This window comes from Nocardia sp. NPDC060249, from assembly GCF_042728755.1.
Taxonomy (GTDB): domain Bacteria; phylum Actinomycetota; class Actinomycetes; order Mycobacteriales; family Mycobacteriaceae; genus Nocardia.
Map to the genome: position 1 here is coordinate 185,984 of NZ_JBHXAQ010000007.1, position 16,541 is coordinate 202,524.

The window sequence follows — 16,541 nt, forward strand, 5'->3', positions numbered from 1 at the left end:
CCGGCGCCGGAATTCCCGCCAACCCCGTACAAGGCCGGCCGAACGAAGAGTCAGCTCACTCCGCGGGGGCGGTGAGATCCTGGATGCCCGTGACGGACTCGATGATGTTGAGGACAGCGGAGGTGGCGCTGTCGGCGGCGGCGCTGCCCGACTCGAGCACGCCGGAACCCGCGGACGAGCCGGTCAGCACGTCAGCCGAGCCGGTGGAGGCCTCCGCGGAGCCGGTGTCGGCGCTCGCGATGGCGACGGGACCGAAGAACATGACAGCGGCGGCAGCGGCAGCACCGGTGGCGGCGAGGGTCTTGCGAGAGATCATGTGAGCAAACTTCCTTTCGACCTGTGCAATGCAGTCACTTGAAGCAATTCACCTTTCGAATCGCTTGATTGGCAACGTAACCGATAAGGCAGGGTAGTTGTCAATCGCGACGATGACGCACGCGCATATGACGAATTCGTGGCAACCCGCAATTATCCTGGCGTTCACCGGAGCGGTAATATTCCTCACACACACCGCCGCGGAATTTACCGCCGACCGGGAATCGATGTGTCCGCCACCACCGCACACCCCTGTTCCGTGAGCGTGGTCACCCACCGACGCGAAAAGGCCGGTGCGGTTCGGTTACCCGAACTCGCACCGGCCTCTTCGGACGATCGCGGCGAGGGCTACCTCGCCATACCGCTCAGCCTGCGTGCTTCTGCACCAGATCGCCGACGCGCGGCAGTGCCTCGATGACGTGCTTCTTGGCCGAACCACGCATCGACGAGTACACCTTCTTCAGCGCGGGCCGGGTGGACGACTCGGCGCGGGCGTCGGTGACGGCCAGCAGCGACTCGGCGACCTCATCGGACTTCGCAGCCAGCAGATCGGCGAAGGTGCCGGTGCCGGAGGCGGTGAACTCCGCCCAGTAGGGCTGGAGCTGATCGAGCAGTTTCGGCGCCAGCGACGCGAGGCCGTCGGGAACGATGGTCGGGCTGATCTTCTTGACCGCCGCGTAGCCACCCTTCACGGCCAGGCCGGACGCACCACCTTTGTCCGAGACCTCGGCGTCGAGCACCTCGACGGCGTCAGCAAGGAAAGCCGGACGCTTGGCGTCGTCGAGCAGGGATTCAGACAGTGCTGCAACCACTTTCAGGTTCCTCCGGATCGGTTCGATGTACGAGCAGGCGCAACTATACGCACCGGGTGCTCAGAGTATGCGGCGACCGCTCGAGCTGCGGTGTTACGACCTCGTACCGCGACGTCGGAAGGTAAGGCAATAATCGTGCTCGTGACTTTCGATCCGAAGCTGTGGCAGCCCGTCCCCGGGTTCGAGGACCTGACCGACATCACCTATCACCGCCATATCGAGCAGGGCACGGTGCGGGTCGCGTTCGACCGGCCCGAGGTCCGCAACGCGTTCCGTCCGCACACCGTCGACGAGCTGTACCGCGCGCTCGATCACGCACGGATGAGCCCGGATGTGGGCGCGGTGCTGCTCACCGGCAACGGTCCGAGCGAGAAGGACGGCGGCTGGGCGTTCTGTTCCGGTGGTGACCAGCGCATTCGCGGCCGCAACGGCTATCAGTACGCCGACGGCGAGACCGCCGATACGGTCGACGCGGCGCGTGCGGGCCGCCTGCACATCCTCGAGGTACAGCGGCTGATCCGTTTCATGCCCAAGGTGGTGATCGCGCTGGTCAACGGTTGGGCAGCGGGCGGCGGCCACAGCCTGCACGTGGTCTGCGATCTGACGCTCGCCTCGCGCGAGCACGCGCGGTTCAAGCAGACCGATGCCGACGTGGGTTCGTTCGACGGCGGCTACGGCAGCGCGTACCTGGCGAAGATGGTGGGCCAGAAGTTCGCCCGCGAGATCTTCTTCCTCGGCAGGCCGTACACGGCCGAGGAGATGCACCAGATGGGTGCGGTGAACAAGGTGGTCGATCACGACGAGCTGGAGAACGTCGCGCTCGAGTGGACCGCCGACATCAACGGCAAATCGCCGCAGGCACAGCGCATGCTGAAGTACGCGTTCAACCTGCTCGACGATGGTCTGGTCGGTCAGCAGCTGTTCGCCGGTGAGGCGACTCGCCTGGCGTACATGACCGACGAAGCGGTCGAGGGCCGGGACTCGTTCCTGGAGAAGCGCAAGCCCGATTGGACGCCCTACCCCTGGTACTTCTGAGAACGGACACCCCCATGGAGATTCTCAACAGCCGGACCATCGTGCGTCCCAGCGATTATGGGCGCACGCTGGCGTTCTACCGCGACAGCCTCGGCTTGGCGATCGCCCGGGAATATCCGGGCGGCACCGTGTTCTTCGCCGGGCAGTCGCTGCTCGAGGTCGCCGCGCACGGTGGCAGCGGGCAATCCGGCAGCTTCGACGGCGCGATCTGGTTGCAGGTGCGCGATGTCGAGGACGCGGCGGCGGAGTTGGCGCTGAAGGGAATCGAGATCGAGCGCACGCCGGTGCTCGAGCCCTGGGGCCTGTGGGAGATGTGGGTGCGCGATCCGGACGGGGTCGCGATCGTGCTGGTGCAGGTTCCGGCCGAACATCCGATCCGGCGGGATCCGCGCTGGTCGGCGGAATGAGCGAGCTGTGCCCGCGGCCGAGCCGAGTTGCCGATGACGGCTCGGCCGCGCACGATAGCTGCGAGCAAGCGCCCGACCGACGCCGTCCGGACCGCAGTGCGAGTGGTGTCCATCTACTGAATCGCAGTCGCTATGCCTGGCTTTCACGACCCGTTTCCCGACAAACCGACCCGTTGGCCGGGTCTTGTCGGTCGCATGACACGATCGAAGCCGTGAGGGCGCGCGGCAAGCTGTTTCCGGAGGTGGTGGGGTGAGTCGAACCCTGCGGACGCTGCAGATGCCGACCGGCGCCGGGGTCAGCGAAGTGATGCCCCACCTGCGCCAAGCCCTCGACGGCAGCGGCCCGGCGTGGTTACCGATCCCGACCACCGATCGCCGGGAGGCGCGCAGGCTCTCCGACGCGCTCAAGCCGGGCGATCCGATCGACGACGATGTCGCGCTGGTCGTGACGACCTCGGGCACCACCGGTATCCCCAAGGGCGCACTGCTCGGTGCCGAGGCACTGCGTGCCAGCGGCAACGCCACCCACGACCGCCTCGGCGGGCCGGGTAGCTGGCTGCTGGCGCTGCCGACCCACCACATCGCCGGTATCCAGGTGTTGCTGCGCAGCATTCTCGCCGGTACCGAACCGACCGTGCTCGACGTGTCGGGCGGTTTCCTGCCCGAGGCACTGGCCGGCGCTGTCGGAGCGATGCGTGGACCGCGTCGCTATACCGCGCTGGTGCCGACGCAGCTGATCAAGTCGCTGGATTCGCCGGTGGCGGCCAAGGCGCTGGCCGAACTCGACGGCGTCCTGGTCGGCGGCGCGGCCACGCCGGCGCCGGTGCTCGACCGGGCGCGTGACCTCGGTATCACCGTGGTGCGCACGTACGGGATGAGCGAGACCTGCGGCGGGTGCGTCTACGAGGGCGTGCCGCTCGATGGCACCGAGGTGCGGATCGAGGACGGCCGCGTCGTCCTGGGCGGTGCGATGATCGCGCGCGGTTACCGCAATCTGCCCGATCATCCGGCCTTCGCCGAGCCCGGCTGGTTCCGGACCGAGGACGCGGGTTCCTTCGACGACGGCGTGCTCTCGATTTCGGGCCGCCTCGACGAGGCGATCATGACCGGCGGCCTGCTGGTGATTCCGCAGGTGGTGGAGGCTGTGCTGGCCAACCACCCCGGTATTCGCGAATGCATCGTGCTCGGCCTGCCCGACGAACGGCTGGGTCAGCGGGTCGCGGTCGCGATCGTGCCGGCACCGGGTGCCGCGCCGACGCTGGACGAACTGCGTGCCCACGTGGTGGCCGAACTCGATTCGATCGCCGCACCGCGCGAATTGGCCGTGCTGTCCGAAATCCCACTACGCGGCCCCGGCAAGCCCGACCGCGCGGCCCTGCGCAAGCTCCTGCAAGCCGAGTAGCCCCACGACGACAGCGCTGCGCAAGGGGCGTGCAAGTCGGGGTGGGCACGGTAGTGCTCATGACTTACACACCCACTTCATCCCTCGCCGTCGAGGCGGACGGGCTGGTCAAGGTGTTCGGCAAGCAGCGCGCGGTCGACGGGGTGAGCCTGACGGTGCCGCGCGGCGCCGTGTACGGCGTGCTCGGACCGAACGGCGCGGGCAAGACCACGACCATCAAGATGCTGGCGACCCTGCTGCGACCCGACGGCGGTAGCGCCCGGATCTTCGGCCGCGACGTCGTGGCCGAACCGAACGCGGTGCGCTCGCTGATCGGTGTCACCGGCCAGTACGCCTCGGTCGACGAGGAACTCACCGCCACCGAGAACCTGATCATCTTCGCCCGCCTGCTCGGCCTGAGCAGAGGCGATGCCCGGCGCAAAGCGGTCGAGCTGCTCGAGGAGTTCGACCTCGTCGAGGCCGCGTCCAAGCCGTTGAAGAACTTCTCCGGCGGCATGCGCAGGCGCCTCGACCTCGCCGCCAGCCTGATCTCCACCCCGCCGCTGCTGTTCCTCGACGAACCGACCACCGGCCTCGACCCCCGCACCCGCGCGCAGATGTGGGACACCATCCGCCGACTGGTCCGTGAGGGCGCCACGGTGCTGCTCACCACCCAGTACCTCGACGAGGCCGACCAGCTGGCCGACCGGATCGCCGTGATCGACCGCGGCAGGGTGATCGCCGACGGCACCGCCGACGAGCTCAAGGCCTCCATCGGCGGCGCATCGGTCCACTTGACCCTGGTCGATCCCGAGCAGCTCGACGAGGCCCGCCGCATCGTCGGCGACTTCCTCGACGTGAGCGCGCAGATCAGCCCCGAAGCGGGCAGGCTGACCGCGCCGCTGCCCGACCCGAATCTCACCGCCGAGCTGCTGATCCGGTTGCGCGACTGGGAGATCGGGGTCGAGGAGATCACCGTCAGCAAGCCGACGCTGGACGAAGTCTTCCTCACCATCACCGGCCACCCGGCCGACGAATCCGACGACACCGAACGGAGCGCGGCATGACCGCAGTTCTCACCGCTCCCCCAACCATCGACGACCTCCCCCAGGCCAGCGACCGAATCAGCCTGCGCGACACGATCTCCACCTCGTTCACGATGGCCTATCGCGGCCTGCTCAAGATCAAGCACAATCCCGAACAACTCTTCGACGTGACGGTGCAGCCGATCCTGTTCACGGCGCTGTTCACCTACATCTTCGGCGGCGCGATCTCGGGCAGCGTCTCCGGCTATCTGCCGGTGCTCATCCCGGGCATCCTGGTGCAGACCGTGGTGCTGACCTCGGTGGTCACCGGCACGCAGTTGCGTGAGGACATGGACAAGGGCGTGTTCGACCGCTTCAAATCCCTGCCCATCGCCCGGGTCTCGGCACTGTCCGGTGCGCTACTGGCCGATATGGTGCGCTACGCCATCGCCTCGACGCTGACCGTGCTGGTCGGTCTGTGCCTGGGCTACCGGCCCGGCGGCGGTCTGGTCGGGGTGGTCGCGGCCTGCCTGGTGGTCGTGGTGTGCTCGTTCGCGGTCAGCTGGATCTGGGCGCTGGTCGGTGTCACCGGTAAGAGCGCGGCGTCCGTGCAGGGCATCTCGATGATGGTGATGTTCCCGCTGACGTTCATGTCCGGCGCCTTCGCCCCGGTGAGCACCATGCCGGGCTGGATGCAGGGGCTCAACCACGTCAACCCGGTGTACTACATGGTCAACACCTGCCGGGAACTGATGAACTCCAACAGCTACGGCACCGACCTCGTCTGGTCACTGGTCGGCTCGCTCGTGGTGATCGCGATCTTCGCGCCACTGGCGGTGCGGGCCTACATGCGCCGCGCCTGAACACCGCTCCTGCGCAACGGCATCCGATCCACCGGGTCGGGTGCCGTTGTCGTGTCAGGGCAATCCGGCGATGATCTCGATGATGCGCATCGCGGCGTCGAGCCGACGCGTACCCGCCGCGCGATGCAGTGCCGCGTCCATCGCGGCATCGCCCACCACGCTCCGGTGCAGGGCGAGATGAGCGGCCACTTCCATCGACGGACCGTCCTGTCTCGCCTTCGATGTCCTTGCCAGAGTGAGCAGTTCGAGTCCCTCGGTACGCCCGTTCTCGGTGGTGAGCAGGTAGGAGCCGAGTGCGCACGCGACCGCACCGATCTGCGGCAGGTCGATGTACTGCGCCAACCGCTGATCGGCGGTCTCGATCAGCTCGGTCACCAGGCCGACGGCAACCGATGCGCGGCCGTGCAGCACATGGGCGCTCACGGTGGACGCCGCGACCATCAGCGAACCGGGGCCGGGCGTCGGTTCGAAATCCGGCCAGCCGAGGAGTTCCAGTCCGCGACGGTAGTGGCGGAGTCCGGCGTCGATATCGCCCTCGGCGAGTTCGAGTTCGGCGAGGGCGGTGGCGGCGTTCGCCAGCCGGTGGTTGCGGCGAACGGTGGGGTCGTCGACCGGGCTCACGCCCGAATCATCTTTTCGCACCACGAAGTCGAGTTCGGCACGCGCCTGCTCGAGCCGGCCGCTGCCGACCAGCGCGGCGGCCAGATAGCAGCGACTCTCCATGATCTCTTCGTGCACGCGGAGCTTGCCCATCGACTCCAGCGCGCGGCGGTAGTACTCCACGGCGTCGTCATAGTGCGCGGACTGACCGGACAGCTGGGCCAGGTGCTGGCACACCGTCGCCATGCCCCACACCTCCGCCGGATCCATCTCGTCGAGCGTGCGGAAGGAGTCTCGGGCCGAGCCCGCGACATTGCCGCCGTTCTCCCAGAAGTTGGCTCGTGCCACCAGCGCGGCGACCCGGACCTGCTGATGGGGTGAACGCGCGCCCCGCGCGAACAGCCTGCCCAGCCGGAACAGCTTGGGCTGCACGGTGATCACCGTGCCGAGGAAGGACAAGCCCGGATCGAGATCGGGATTCGTCAGCAACCGCCTTGCGCGCATGCGCACGATCGCCGTCGCCCGGACGCCACCGTCTTTGAGGAACAGCATGTGCAGGCAGGTCAGCAGATGCGCGATCATCTGCAGGTCGGCGGCCTCGCCCGAGGCCGGTGGCGGCGGCACGAGAGCGACCAATCGCATGGCCCACCCGGTGAATTCCAGGTGCGCGCCGCGCATCACCCAGACCATCGCGACCACCGGGAAAACCGAGTAGGCGGTGTGCGCGTCGGCGCGATCGACGGCGGTGCGCAGCACGGCGACCAGGTTGTCCAGGTCGGCGGTCACCGCGAGCACTGCCCGCACCTGTTCGCCGCCGCGGTAGCCGCGAAACGACGCCAGCGTGAATTCCCTGGCCCAGCAGAACATTCTGTCGAGCACGAGCGCGGATTCGGCGCCGTCGGTCGCCGCGTCGACGGCGGCGATCTGTTCGGCGCCGAACTCGCGAACTGTTTCGAGCATGCGATAGCGGATGCCGACGCCGTCGGGGTCGTCGAGGACGGTGAGCAGGGATTGGCCGACCAGCCCCTCGACCGCGGCGGCCACATCCGGGCCCGCGGCGACGGTTTCGGCCGCCGGCAAGGTGAACCCGGCCGGGAAACGGCTCAGTCGGCGCAGGGTCACCTGTTGGTCGGGGTCGAGAAGGTTCCAGCTCCAGGCGATCACCGCGTGCAGCGTGCGATGCCGATGCGGCGCGGACCGATCACCGCTGCGCAACAGGGCGAAACGATGTTCGAGTCTGGTTTCGATCTCGGCGACGCTCATGGTGCGCACCCGCGCGGCGGCGAGCTCGATCGCCAGCGGGAGACCGTCGAGGGTGCGGCACAACCTGGCCACGGTATCCGGGTCGAGCCGCACGTCGGGGCGCACTGCCCGGGCGCGAGCCGAGAACAGTTCGGTGGCGGGCGAACCCGCCGCGTCGATCGCCAAAGGAGCGAGGGGATAGACGGATTCGGCGGTGATCGCCAGCGGCGAGCGGCTGGTGGTGAGCACGGTGAGCTGGGCGCAACTGCCGACCAGATCGGCGACCACCTCGGCCGCGGCATCGATCACGTGCTCGCAATTGTCCAGAATCAGCACCATCGGCCGCGCCGCGAGCGCCTCCCGCAGCCGGGTGCGCGCATCGATCTGCCTGCCCTGCCGGAGGGAACCCGGGTCACGGATCACCTCGCCCAGGCCCATCACCTGCCCGATCACGACCTCGATACCGGTGCGCGAATCGGCGCCCACCTCCGATTCGGGCTGCACCGAAGCCAATTCGACGAGCACCACCGGTACCGAACGAGCCAGGCGTTCACCCACCGCGTTGGCGACCCTGGTCTTGCCGGTGCCGCCCGGTCCGAGGACGGTTGTCACCCTGGAGCGGTGTGCCAGGTCGGTGATCGCGTCGAGATCCGCTGTACGACCGAGCAGTTCGTTCGGTGCGGCGCGGAGTCCGACGGCAGTGCGGGGTGCGGGGCTGCTCGACGGCGAGGACGGCCGGTCCCAGTCGCTCACCAGTGCATCGCGGGTGTCGGTTCCGCGCTCATCGGCACTATGCGCCTGTTCAGCCTCAGCTGCGCGCACGGACGCGCTGCCCGAGTCGGCGGGGGTGTTCCCAGCGCCGACAGCGAACCCGGAATCACCGGCATCGTTTCCGGTGCCGCCGACCGGCCAACCGCGCTGAGCGCTCCCCGCACCGTCGGCGAACCCGGAATCACCGGCTCCGTTTCCGGTGGCACCGACCGGCCAACCGCGCTGAGCGCTCCCCGCACCGTCGGCGAACCCGGAATCACCGGCTCCGTTTCCGGTGGCACCGGCCGACCAACCGCGCTGAGCGCTCCCCGCACCGTCGGCGAACCCAGAATCGGCGGCTCCGTTTCCGGTGGCACCGGCCGACCAACCGCGCTGAGCGCTCCCCGCACCGTCGGCGAACCCGGGACCGGCTCCCCCACCGCCGGAGTTTCCGTTGTCACTGCCCGGCCGACCAGGATGGTTGCCGCTGACGTCGGCCGCCGACCATGTGCCGGCGGATCGACTGCCTGCCGTCGAGATACTCGGGCCCGATTCAACGCGGTGTTGTGGTGCGCCTCCGGGCAGCTCGATCGGATCTCCACGCAGGACGGCGGTGTTGAGGGCGAGAAGGGTGGGACCCGGGTCGGCACCGAGTTCCTCGATCAGACGTAGGCGGTAGGCGGCGAAGACCTCGAGGGCTTCGCTCGGCCGGCCCGCGGCGGCGAGGACGCGGATGAGGGTCGTGTGGGCGGTTTCGTCCAGTGGGTTGGCTACGGCCGCGGCGCGGGCGAGGGGAATGGCGGCGGTGATGTCGCCGTGGGTGACGCGGGCGGTGAGTTCGGTGTGGTCGAGGCGGCGGGCCAGGTCGCCGGCGGCGGCGCGCAGGTCGTCGGCGGGCGCGGAATCGGGGAGGTCGGCGCCCGGTTCACCGCGCCACAGGGTGCGGGCCTGTGTGACCGCGGCGAGGCTGTCGGCGGTGTTTCCCGCGGCGAGATGTTCATCGGCATCGCGGGCGAGCGCGGCGACCGCGGTGAGATCGACGCTGCCGGCGGGCAAGGTCAGGCGGTAGCCCGCGGGCCCGATCTCCAGCGCGCCGTCGGGCAGCATCGCCCGCAGCCGTGAGACCTGGGTGTGCAGCGCGTTCATCGGTGCGCGGGGTGGCTGGTCACCCCATACCTCGTCGATCAGCGTGTGGGCACTGCGCGCCCGGCCGGGATGCACCGCGAGGGCGGCCAGCAGCAGCCTGGCACGGGCGCCGGGCAGCGCGATCATGGCGTCGTCGCGGCGGATCGCGATCACGCCGAGCACCCCCACGACAACGCGGGAGAGTGCCTCGGAGGGCGGCCCCTCGGGGCCGCGATGCTGTACAGACATGCCGGATGTCATCGTAGGCGAGGGCGGCGACGGGTTCCCGGTTCGTGCCCCGGCGCGACACCACCGACGTTGTGTCCCGCGAATTTGTCCCCACCTCGCTTTAGGCTCACGCACATGGGCAACTTCGAGGTGTCGCGGCGCACCGTCATCGCCGCTGAACCGGCACGGATCCACGCACTGATCGACAACTTCCACCAGTGGCGGCTGTGGTCGCCATGGGAAGACGCCGACCCGCAGCTCGCCCGTACCTACACCGGCCCGGAATCCGGCGTCGGCGCCCGCTACGCCTGGCGCGGCAACCGCAAAGCCGGTGCGGGCGTAATGGAGATCAAGGCCGACGCCGAACGCGAGATCGGCGTGGAGCTCACCTTCGAGAAGCCGTTCAAGGCCACCAATTTCGTCACCTTCACGCTCGCTCCGGTGGCCGGTGGCACCGAGGTGACCTGGCAGATGACCGGCACCCACTCCGGCCTGATGGGCGTGCTCGGCAAGGTGTTCCCGATCGACAACCTCATCGGCAAGGACTTCGACAAGGGACTGGCCCGGCTCAAGACGATCGCCGAGTCCACCCCGGCCTGACCGCGATCAGGCGCCCTCCGGCCGTGCGCGAGGGACTCCGGGAGCGGGCAGCGCCCGTGTCGGATTAGGCTTCGAACCATGGCTACAGCAGCGGAATGGATCGAGGGCGCCCGACCACGGACGCTGCCCAACGCGATCGCGCCGGTTCTCGCGGGCACCGGCGCTGCCGCATCCATCGACGGGGCCGTCTGGTGGAAAGCGATTCTGGCGCTGCTGGTTTCGCTGGCGCTGATCGTCGGGGTGAACTACGCCAACGACTACTCCGACGGCATTCGCGGCACCGACGACGTGCGGGTCGGTCCGCTGCGACTGGTCGGCTCGAAACTGGCCTCCCCCCAGGCTGTTCGCACCGCCGCGGTACTCAGCCTGGCGATCGGCGCCGTCGCCGGCCTCGTGCTGGCCGTGACCACCGCCTGGTGGCTGGTGCTGATCGGCGCACTGTGCCTGGCGGGCGCCTGGTTCTACACCGGCGGCAGCAAGCCGTACGGCTACAGCGGTTTCGGCGAGATCGCCGTGTTCGTGTTCTTCGGGCTGATCGCGGTGCTCGGCACCCAGTACGTGCAGGCGCTGCGGGTCGACTGGGTCGGCCTGCTGCTCGCGATCGGTGTCGGCGCGTTCTCCAGCGCGGTGCTGGTGGCCAACAACCTGCGTGACATCCCGACCGACACCGAGTCGGGCAAGGTCACCCTCGCGGTGAAACTCGGCGACGCGCGCACCCGCACGCTGCACCTGGTGCTGCTCGCGGCGCCGTTCGTGATCAGCCTCGCGCTGATCGCGCGCACACCGTGGGCGCTGGCCGGACTGCTCGCGTTGCCGCTGGCGATCCGGGCCAACGCTCCCGTGCGCACCGGCAAGGGCGGGCTGGAACTGATTCCCGCCCTCCGCGACTCGGGGCTGGCCCTGCTGGCCTGGTCGGCGCTGAGCGCGCTGGCCGTCGGGCTGGCCGGCTAGTCGCCGTCGGGCACCAGGATGCCGAGCACCCAGTTGACCAGCGTGATGATCAAGCCACCCCACAACGCCGCCCAGAAGCCGTCGACGCGGAGGCCGTAGTCGGTGAGCTCGGTGATCTTGGCGGTGAGCCACAGCATCCCCGCGTTCACCACCAGCAGGAACAGGCCGAGCGTGAGGATCACGAACGGCAGCGACAGGAGTTGCACGATCGGCTTGATCACGGCATTGACCGCCGTGAACACGAGCGCGACGATGAGCAGGACCAGAGCCTTGCCCCAGTTGCCCCACTCCGCTGACCACTCTGGCGGCACGATGACGTCGATCTTGTCGATCCACGCGGCCGCGGCCCAGATGGCTATGGCGTTGATGACCAACCGGATTGCTAGTTGCATACACGCAATGCTAGGCCGGGAAACGGACATTGCGGCGGGTCTGACACACACCCGCCGTGGAATTCACGCGGCGCGGTCGAGCATCGCGTAGAGATCGGCGCGTAGACCCGACACCTCGTCGCGGCCGCCGAGCAGGTCGATGGTGGCCGGGTCGGCCCCGCGCAGGATGCCGAGCAGCAGGTAGGTCGAGGAGATCTCGCGATCCTTGCGGTGGATCGCCTCGCGCAGCGCGAGTTCGAGCGTCTTCTTGGCCGTGCCGGTGAACGGGATGTGCCCGGAGCCGAGCAGCCTGCCGAACATGCCGCGTCTGGCCTCCGGTTCGGCCCGGTCCCAGGCCTGCGGGCCGAAGTTCTCGGCGATGCTGGCCTGTACGGCATCCAGGTCGATGCCGATCGAGCGCAGGGCCTGTGCGTCGTCGGCGCTCAGCGGTGGCTCACTCGTGCGGGTGGCGAGGGCGGCGCGAACACCGTCGGCGGTGATGCCGTGCGCGTCGAGCACCGCACGGAGGCCGGGTTCGGCGTTCGACAGGGTGCCGAGCAGAACATGCTCCGGCCCGATCCGTTTCGCGCCCAGTTCCTTCGCGTCGTCCTGGGCGCTGACCACCGCGACTCTGGCCTCGCGGCTGAATTTTTCGAACATCAGCGGGTTCCACCTTTCCGGTTGTGTTTCTGATGGACCGCTTGCTTGCTCACCTCGAGCGCCTCGGCGATGGCCTGCCACGACCAGCCGTTGGCTCTGGCGTTGGCGACCTGGATGGTTTCGAGTCGGTCGGCCAGCCTGCGCAGGGCGAGCACCGCGCGCAGCCCGACCGCGGGGTCGGGGTTGCCTGCCGCTGAGGCGAGAGTTGTCGCATCGGTCATGCCGTCAATTTTGGTTGACGACTGCCGCGTTTGTCAACAAAAATTGACATCACTGAGCGTGAACAGACCAGGAGAGGATGTGCGGAGAAGTTTGTCAGCCGTTCCAGCGGCCGGTGGAGGCGAACTCCGTGAGGATCTCGGCCGGGCCGGTCAGATCCATGCCCTGGGCGGCCACCCAGTCGTCGTCGAAATAGGTGCCCGCGTACCGGTCGCCGCCGTCACACAGCAGCGTGACCACGCTGCCACTGCGACCCGCCGCGACCAGCTCAGCGACGAGATGGAAGGCACCCCACAGGTTCGTGCCGGTCGAACCGCCGACGCGACGGCCCAGCGCGGCGCTCGCATGCCGGGCGGTGGCGATCGAGGCCGCGTCGGGCACCACGATCATGCGATCGACCACCTGGCCGACGAACGACGGCTCCACGCGAGGACGGCCGATCCCCTCGATGCGCGACGGCATTCCGGTCTCATAGCCCGCGTCGCCCGTCTCGTAGCCGCCGTAGAACGCCGAATGCTCGGGATCCACCACGGCCAGACGCGTCGCGTGCCTGCGATACCGGATGTAGCGCCCGATCGTCGCACTGGTGCCGCCGGTGCCCGCCCCCACCACGATCCACTCCGGCACCGGATGATTCTCCAGCGCCAGCTGTTCGAAGACGGACTCGGCGATGTTGTTGTTGCCACGCCAGTCGGTGGCCCGCTCGGCATGGGTGAACTGATCCATGAAATGCCCGCCGGATTCGGCGGCGAGACGCTTGGCCTCGGTGTACATCTCCGGTGGTCGATCGACGAAATGACATCGGCCGCCCTGCGCTTCGATGAGCGCGACCTTCTGCGGCGACGTGCTCGCGGGCATCACCGCGACGAAGTCCAGACCGAGCAGCTTCGCGAAGTAGGCCTCGCTCACCGCCGTCGACCCCGACGACGCCTCGACCACCGTCGTCCCCTCGGTCACCCAGCCGTTGCAGATCGCGTACAGGAACAGCGACCGCGCCAGCCGGTGCTTGAGGCTGCCGGTGATGTGGGTCGACTCGTCCTTGAGATAGAGCTGCACCGGCCAATCGGCGGGCAGCGGGTAGCGCAGCAAGTGGGTGTCGGCCGAGCGCTGCGTGTCGGCGTCGATCAGCCGGACGGCATTGTCGACCCAGTCACGCGGGGCGCTGCGATCGAGGTATTTCACGCCGACGCGCCGTCGTCGTCACCCCGCAAGCGGGCCCGCAGCTGCGCCTTGTCCTGGCGGCGGCGCGCGTCGACGACGGCGATGTCCTCGTTCACCTTCACCCGCAGCTTCTTGAACAACGTCAGCGACAGCGGCATCGCGACGATCAACGCGAACAGCGCCGCGACGATGACCGGCACGTCGACACCGATCAGCTTGGCGACGCCTACGATCAACGCGGCGATCACCACGACCAGCCCGAGACGAGCCAGCGTGTAGAGCGCGAGATTGCGTACCAGCCGCTTCCCTGCGCCAGGACCTTGCTGACCTGTTGCTTCACTCACGACCACCAGCCTAGCCCCGGCGGAATTGTCGCCGATGCGGCCCCGTTCGCGGCTTTTGTCTATTACTTCCCCTTTACCAACAGTAGGTGGTTCGACTACATGGGGGTCGCAGTGCGACGATGACGCCACTGATGAGGGAACTGTCGAGAACGGAGAGGTTAGCTATGACTGCGATCACCGTCGGCCTTCAGGACACTCTGCTGACACCAGGCCAAGTGGCCGCCATGTTCCACGTAGATCCCAAGACCGTCACCCGGTGGGCCCATGCGGGCAGACTCGGCTCACTGCGTACACCGGGCGGACATCGCCGTTTCCGCGAGTCCGAGGTCCTGCAGTTGCTCAGATCACTGACCACCGAGGCAGCACCCCGCTGACTCACCGGCCGACGCGAGCCCACCGTGGGCTCGCGTTTGCCAAAAATTTCCCTCCCGTTGCGGATGTGCACACGGCGCGGACACGGCTACCCTCGATAGCAGGAGGTGAGCGACGTGACGTACCTATTGGCACTGCTCGCGATCGTGGCCATCGCGGTGTTGTGCTGGAAGGCGTTCGGCCCCGAATTGTCCCGCCCGAATCCCGGTCCACCCTCGCGCAGACCGGTTCTCGGCCCCGACGACGATCCGGAATTCCTCTGGCGCCTCGGCAAACAACCACGCGACGACTCCGGCCCCACCGAGTGACCTCGCATTGTGTGTCGCCGTGAGCTGTCGCACATACCCCCGTTGCGCGTCGAAAGAGCTGGGTAGATAACGTATTCCGGTGATTGATGTGCAGCAGGGTTCTGTCCCGACCACTTGGCGCGCGGCCGACGGCAGCGCCGTGACGTTCACCGAGGCACGGTCGGAGTGGACTCGCGCCGCATACGAAGTGCTGGCCGATACCGCTACCCGGTTCAACAACTTCATCGTCAACACCGAGTTGGCCGAGCTGGTCCAGGAAGAATCCGGGATTCGCACCGCGGTGAAGTGGCAGCACTGGCTGCCGGTCGTGCTGGACAAGGTCGCCGAGCACTGTCACCAGAACAACGAGCCGCCGCTGAGCGCGCTGTGCGTGCGCAAGAACCAGACCGTGGGCACCGGCTACCGCTACATCCTCGAACTCGCGGGCCTGCCCATTCCCGACGACCTCGAGATGCACGCCGCCGCGGCCCGCTGGCAGTGCTACCAGCACTACGCCACCGACCTCCCTGCCGACGGTGGCCTCCCCACCCTCCCCCCGAAGGTCGCCGCCATCCGCCAGTCCACCTCCGCAGACCTGGCCACCGCCGAAGCAGCCGAGGCAGCAGTCAAACGCCCCTCCGCCGCCCGTCGCACCGTCGCAGCCATCCCCAAGCCCGAACCGGTCCGCAAACCGGTCTGCCTCAACTGCCACGTAGAACTCCCCGCCAACAAGATCTGCTACTACTGCTGATCAGCAGCCACGAACACCGAAGGCCCAGAAGCTCTTCAGAGCCTCTGGGCCTTCCACGTATCCAGCAGGTCGACTAGTTCAGACCCGCGTAGCTGTGCAAACCGCTGATCACCATGTTGATGATAAAGAGGTTGAAGAGCATGGCTACGAAGCCGGCGATGTTGATCCAGGCTGCCTTGGTGTCTCGCCAGCCGGAAGTGGCTCGGGCGTGCAGGTAGGCCGCGTAGAGGACCCAGGCGATGAAGGAGCAGGTTTCCTTGGGGTCCCAGCCCCAGAAGCGGCCCCAGGCGGCTTCGGCCCAGATGGCGCCGAGGATGACGCCCGCGCCGAAGAGAGGGAAGCCGATGATGGTGGTTTTGTAGGCGAGTTGGTCGAGGGTGCGGGCGTCGGGGAGGCGGCGGGCGATGGAGCCGAGGATGTTGGTGGATTCCTCGCCCGCGGGCTGGCGCATGCGGAACAGATAGAGCAGGCTGGCCACGCCGGAGACCAGGAAGACGCCGCTGCCGATGCTGACGATGGTGACGTGGATCGGCAGCCAGAACGAGCGAAGGGCGGGGACAACGGGGGCGGCGTCGGCATAGAGGATCGTGCCCGCCAGGAACATCAGGATCAGCACGGGGACCAGCAGGAACGCCCACATGGCGCGGTAGCGCTGGTCGCGCAGGAAGATCAGGCCGATCGCCACGGCGGCCGCGGTGGCCATGGTGGTGAACTCGTACATGTTGCCCAGCGGGAAGCGGTGAGTGGCGAAGCCGCGCAGCACGATCGAGCCGATGTGCAGGGCCGCGCCGACCAACAGCACCGAGAAGGCCATGTTGCCCAGCCGTTCGGCGAGCGGTGTGGCCTCCGGAGTCTCGATGCGGCCGGGCAACCCCGGGTCGCCCGCGGGGACGAGTTCGCGCGCGGTGACCTGCTTGGCGCGCGCCGAGGCGTACTGCACGATCAGCAGGACCGTGGCCAGGGCGTAGATCGCCATGGCCGACATGAACGCGAAGTCGCTGTACCGTGCCAGCGTTTCGTCGATCTGCATCAGGATTCCGTC

The 16,541-nt window shown here is 68.1% G+C and carries 19 protein-coding genes; 10 read left to right on the forward strand and 9 right to left on the reverse strand.

Annotated features, from left to right (window positions below):
• Nucleotides 1-55: 55 nt before the first annotated feature.
• Together ACFWFP_RS24180 and ACFWFP_RS24185 are read right to left on the reverse strand one after the other, a co-directional pair.
• On the reverse strand, nt 56-316 hold the full coding sequence (locus ACFWFP_RS24180) for a hypothetical protein (protein WP_379298571.1): 261 nt from the start codon (nt 314-316) through the stop codon (nt 56-58).
• Nucleotides 317-680: 364 nt separating this feature from the next.
• A complete protein-coding gene (locus tag ACFWFP_RS24185; protein WP_301903721.1) occupies nt 681-1,127 on the reverse strand; it encodes a DUF6918 family protein in 447 nt (148 codons plus the stop codon).
• 141 nt (nt 1,128-1,268) lie between these two features.
• Between ACFWFP_RS24185 and ACFWFP_RS24190 the strand changes: the two genes are divergently transcribed.
• The 5 genes from ACFWFP_RS24190 (at nt 1,269) to ACFWFP_RS24210 (ending at nt 5,838) form a co-directional block, all read left to right on the forward strand.
• A complete protein-coding gene (locus tag ACFWFP_RS24190; RefSeq protein WP_056816187.1) occupies nt 1,269-2,162 on the forward strand; it encodes a 1,4-dihydroxy-2-naphthoyl-CoA synthase in 894 nt (297 codons plus the stop codon).
• Nucleotides 2,163-2,176: 14 nt separating this feature from the next.
• Nucleotides 2,177-2,569: a VOC family protein gene (locus tag ACFWFP_RS24195; RefSeq protein WP_379298573.1), complete on the forward strand. Its 393-nt coding sequence runs from the start codon at nt 2,177-2,179 to the stop codon at nt 2,567-2,569.
• Between the two features lie 277 nt (nt 2,570-2,846).
• On the forward strand, nt 2,847-3,971 hold the full coding sequence (gene menE, locus ACFWFP_RS24200; RefSeq protein ID WP_379298903.1) for an o-succinylbenzoate--CoA ligase: 1,125 nt from the start codon (nt 2,847-2,849) through the stop codon (nt 3,969-3,971).
• Nucleotides 3,972-4,030: 59 nt separating this feature from the next.
• Entirely contained in the window at nt 4,031-5,017 is a 987-nt protein-coding gene (locus tag ACFWFP_RS24205) for an ATP-binding cassette domain-containing protein (RefSeq protein ID WP_379298575.1), read from the forward strand.
• Nucleotides 5,014-5,838, forward strand: a complete 825-nt coding sequence (locus ACFWFP_RS24210) for an ABC transporter permease (RefSeq protein ID WP_379298577.1) — start codon at nt 5,014-5,016, stop codon at nt 5,836-5,838. The genes ACFWFP_RS24205 and ACFWFP_RS24210 overlap by 4 nt, the downstream gene beginning before the upstream one ends.
• A gap of 54 nt (nt 5,839-5,892) precedes the next feature.
• Here the strand turns inward: ACFWFP_RS24210 and ACFWFP_RS24215 are convergent, their stop codons facing one another.
• Nucleotides 5,893-9,804: a BTAD domain-containing putative transcriptional regulator gene (locus ACFWFP_RS24215; protein WP_379298579.1), complete on the reverse strand. Its 3,912-nt coding sequence runs from the start codon at nt 9,802-9,804 to the stop codon at nt 5,893-5,895.
• A 114-nt stretch (nt 9,805-9,918) separates the two neighbouring features.
• Between ACFWFP_RS24215 and ACFWFP_RS24220 the strand changes: the two genes are divergently transcribed.
• Together ACFWFP_RS24220 and ACFWFP_RS24225 are read left to right on the forward strand one after the other, a co-directional pair.
• Nucleotides 9,919-10,383: an SRPBCC family protein gene (locus ACFWFP_RS24220; protein ID WP_379298581.1), complete on the forward strand. Its 465-nt coding sequence runs from the start codon at nt 9,919-9,921 to the stop codon at nt 10,381-10,383.
• A 78-nt stretch (nt 10,384-10,461) separates the two neighbouring features.
• A complete protein-coding gene (locus ACFWFP_RS24225; RefSeq protein WP_379298583.1) occupies nt 10,462-11,334 on the forward strand; it encodes a 1,4-dihydroxy-2-naphthoate polyprenyltransferase in 873 nt (290 codons plus the stop codon).
• On the opposite strand, the gene ACFWFP_RS24230 is transcribed toward ACFWFP_RS24225, so the two are convergent.
• The 5 genes from ACFWFP_RS24230 to ACFWFP_RS24250 form a co-directional block, all read right to left on the reverse strand.
• Complete coding sequence (locus tag ACFWFP_RS24230; protein ID WP_379298585.1) at nt 11,331-11,726, reverse strand: phage holin family protein; 396 nt, start codon at nt 11,724-11,726, stop codon at nt 11,331-11,333. The two genes, ACFWFP_RS24225 and ACFWFP_RS24230, sit on opposite strands and share 4 nt — an antisense overlap.
• A 63-nt stretch (nt 11,727-11,789) precedes the next feature.
• Nucleotides 11,790-12,365 carry a Clp protease N-terminal domain-containing protein gene (locus ACFWFP_RS24235; protein ID WP_379298587.1) on the reverse strand — a complete coding sequence of 192 codons (576 nt, stop codon included), beginning with the start codon at nt 12,363-12,365 and terminating at the stop codon, nt 11,790-11,792.
• Complete coding sequence (locus ACFWFP_RS24240; RefSeq protein ID WP_019049431.1) at nt 12,365-12,586, reverse strand: hypothetical protein; 222 nt, start codon at nt 12,584-12,586, stop codon at nt 12,365-12,367. Before ACFWFP_RS24240 ends, ACFWFP_RS24235 begins: the two co-directional genes overlap by 1 nt.
• A gap of 94 nt (nt 12,587-12,680) precedes the next feature.
• Nucleotides 12,681-13,766: a PLP-dependent cysteine synthase family protein gene (locus tag ACFWFP_RS24245; RefSeq protein WP_379298589.1), complete on the reverse strand. Its 1,086-nt coding sequence runs from the start codon at nt 13,764-13,766 to the stop codon at nt 12,681-12,683.
• Nucleotides 13,763-14,089, reverse strand: coding sequence for a DUF4229 domain-containing protein (locus tag ACFWFP_RS24250; protein ID WP_378991009.1), 327 nt, complete (start codon nt 14,087-14,089; stop codon nt 13,763-13,765). The genes ACFWFP_RS24245 and ACFWFP_RS24250 overlap by 4 nt, the downstream gene beginning before the upstream one ends.
• A 164-nt stretch (nt 14,090-14,253) precedes the next feature.
• On the opposite strand from ACFWFP_RS24250, the gene ACFWFP_RS24255 reads away from it, so the two are divergent.
• The 3 genes from ACFWFP_RS24255 to ACFWFP_RS24265 all read left to right on the forward strand — a co-directional run bounded on the left by ACFWFP_RS24255 (nt 14,254) and on the right by ACFWFP_RS24265 (nt 15,499).
• Entirely contained in the window at nt 14,254-14,463 is a 210-nt protein-coding gene (locus ACFWFP_RS24255; protein WP_056814442.1) for a BldC family transcriptional regulator, read from the forward strand.
• A gap of 114 nt (nt 14,464-14,577) precedes the next feature.
• On the forward strand, nt 14,578-14,769 hold the full coding sequence (locus tag ACFWFP_RS24260; protein WP_379298591.1) for a hypothetical protein: 192 nt from the start codon (nt 14,578-14,580) through the stop codon (nt 14,767-14,769).
• A gap of 79 nt (nt 14,770-14,848) precedes the next feature.
• Nucleotides 14,849-15,499, forward strand: a complete 651-nt coding sequence (locus ACFWFP_RS24265; RefSeq protein WP_379298593.1) for a hypothetical protein — start codon at nt 14,849-14,851, stop codon at nt 15,497-15,499.
• 73 nt (nt 15,500-15,572) lie between these two features.
• Here ACFWFP_RS24265 and ccsB read toward each other — a convergent pair whose 3' ends face one another.
• Nucleotides 15,573-16,529: a c-type cytochrome biogenesis protein CcsB gene (gene ccsB / locus ACFWFP_RS24270; RefSeq protein ID WP_379298595.1), complete on the reverse strand. Its 957-nt coding sequence runs from the start codon at nt 16,527-16,529 to the stop codon at nt 15,573-15,575.
• Nucleotides 16,530-16,541: the final 12 nt, after the last annotated feature.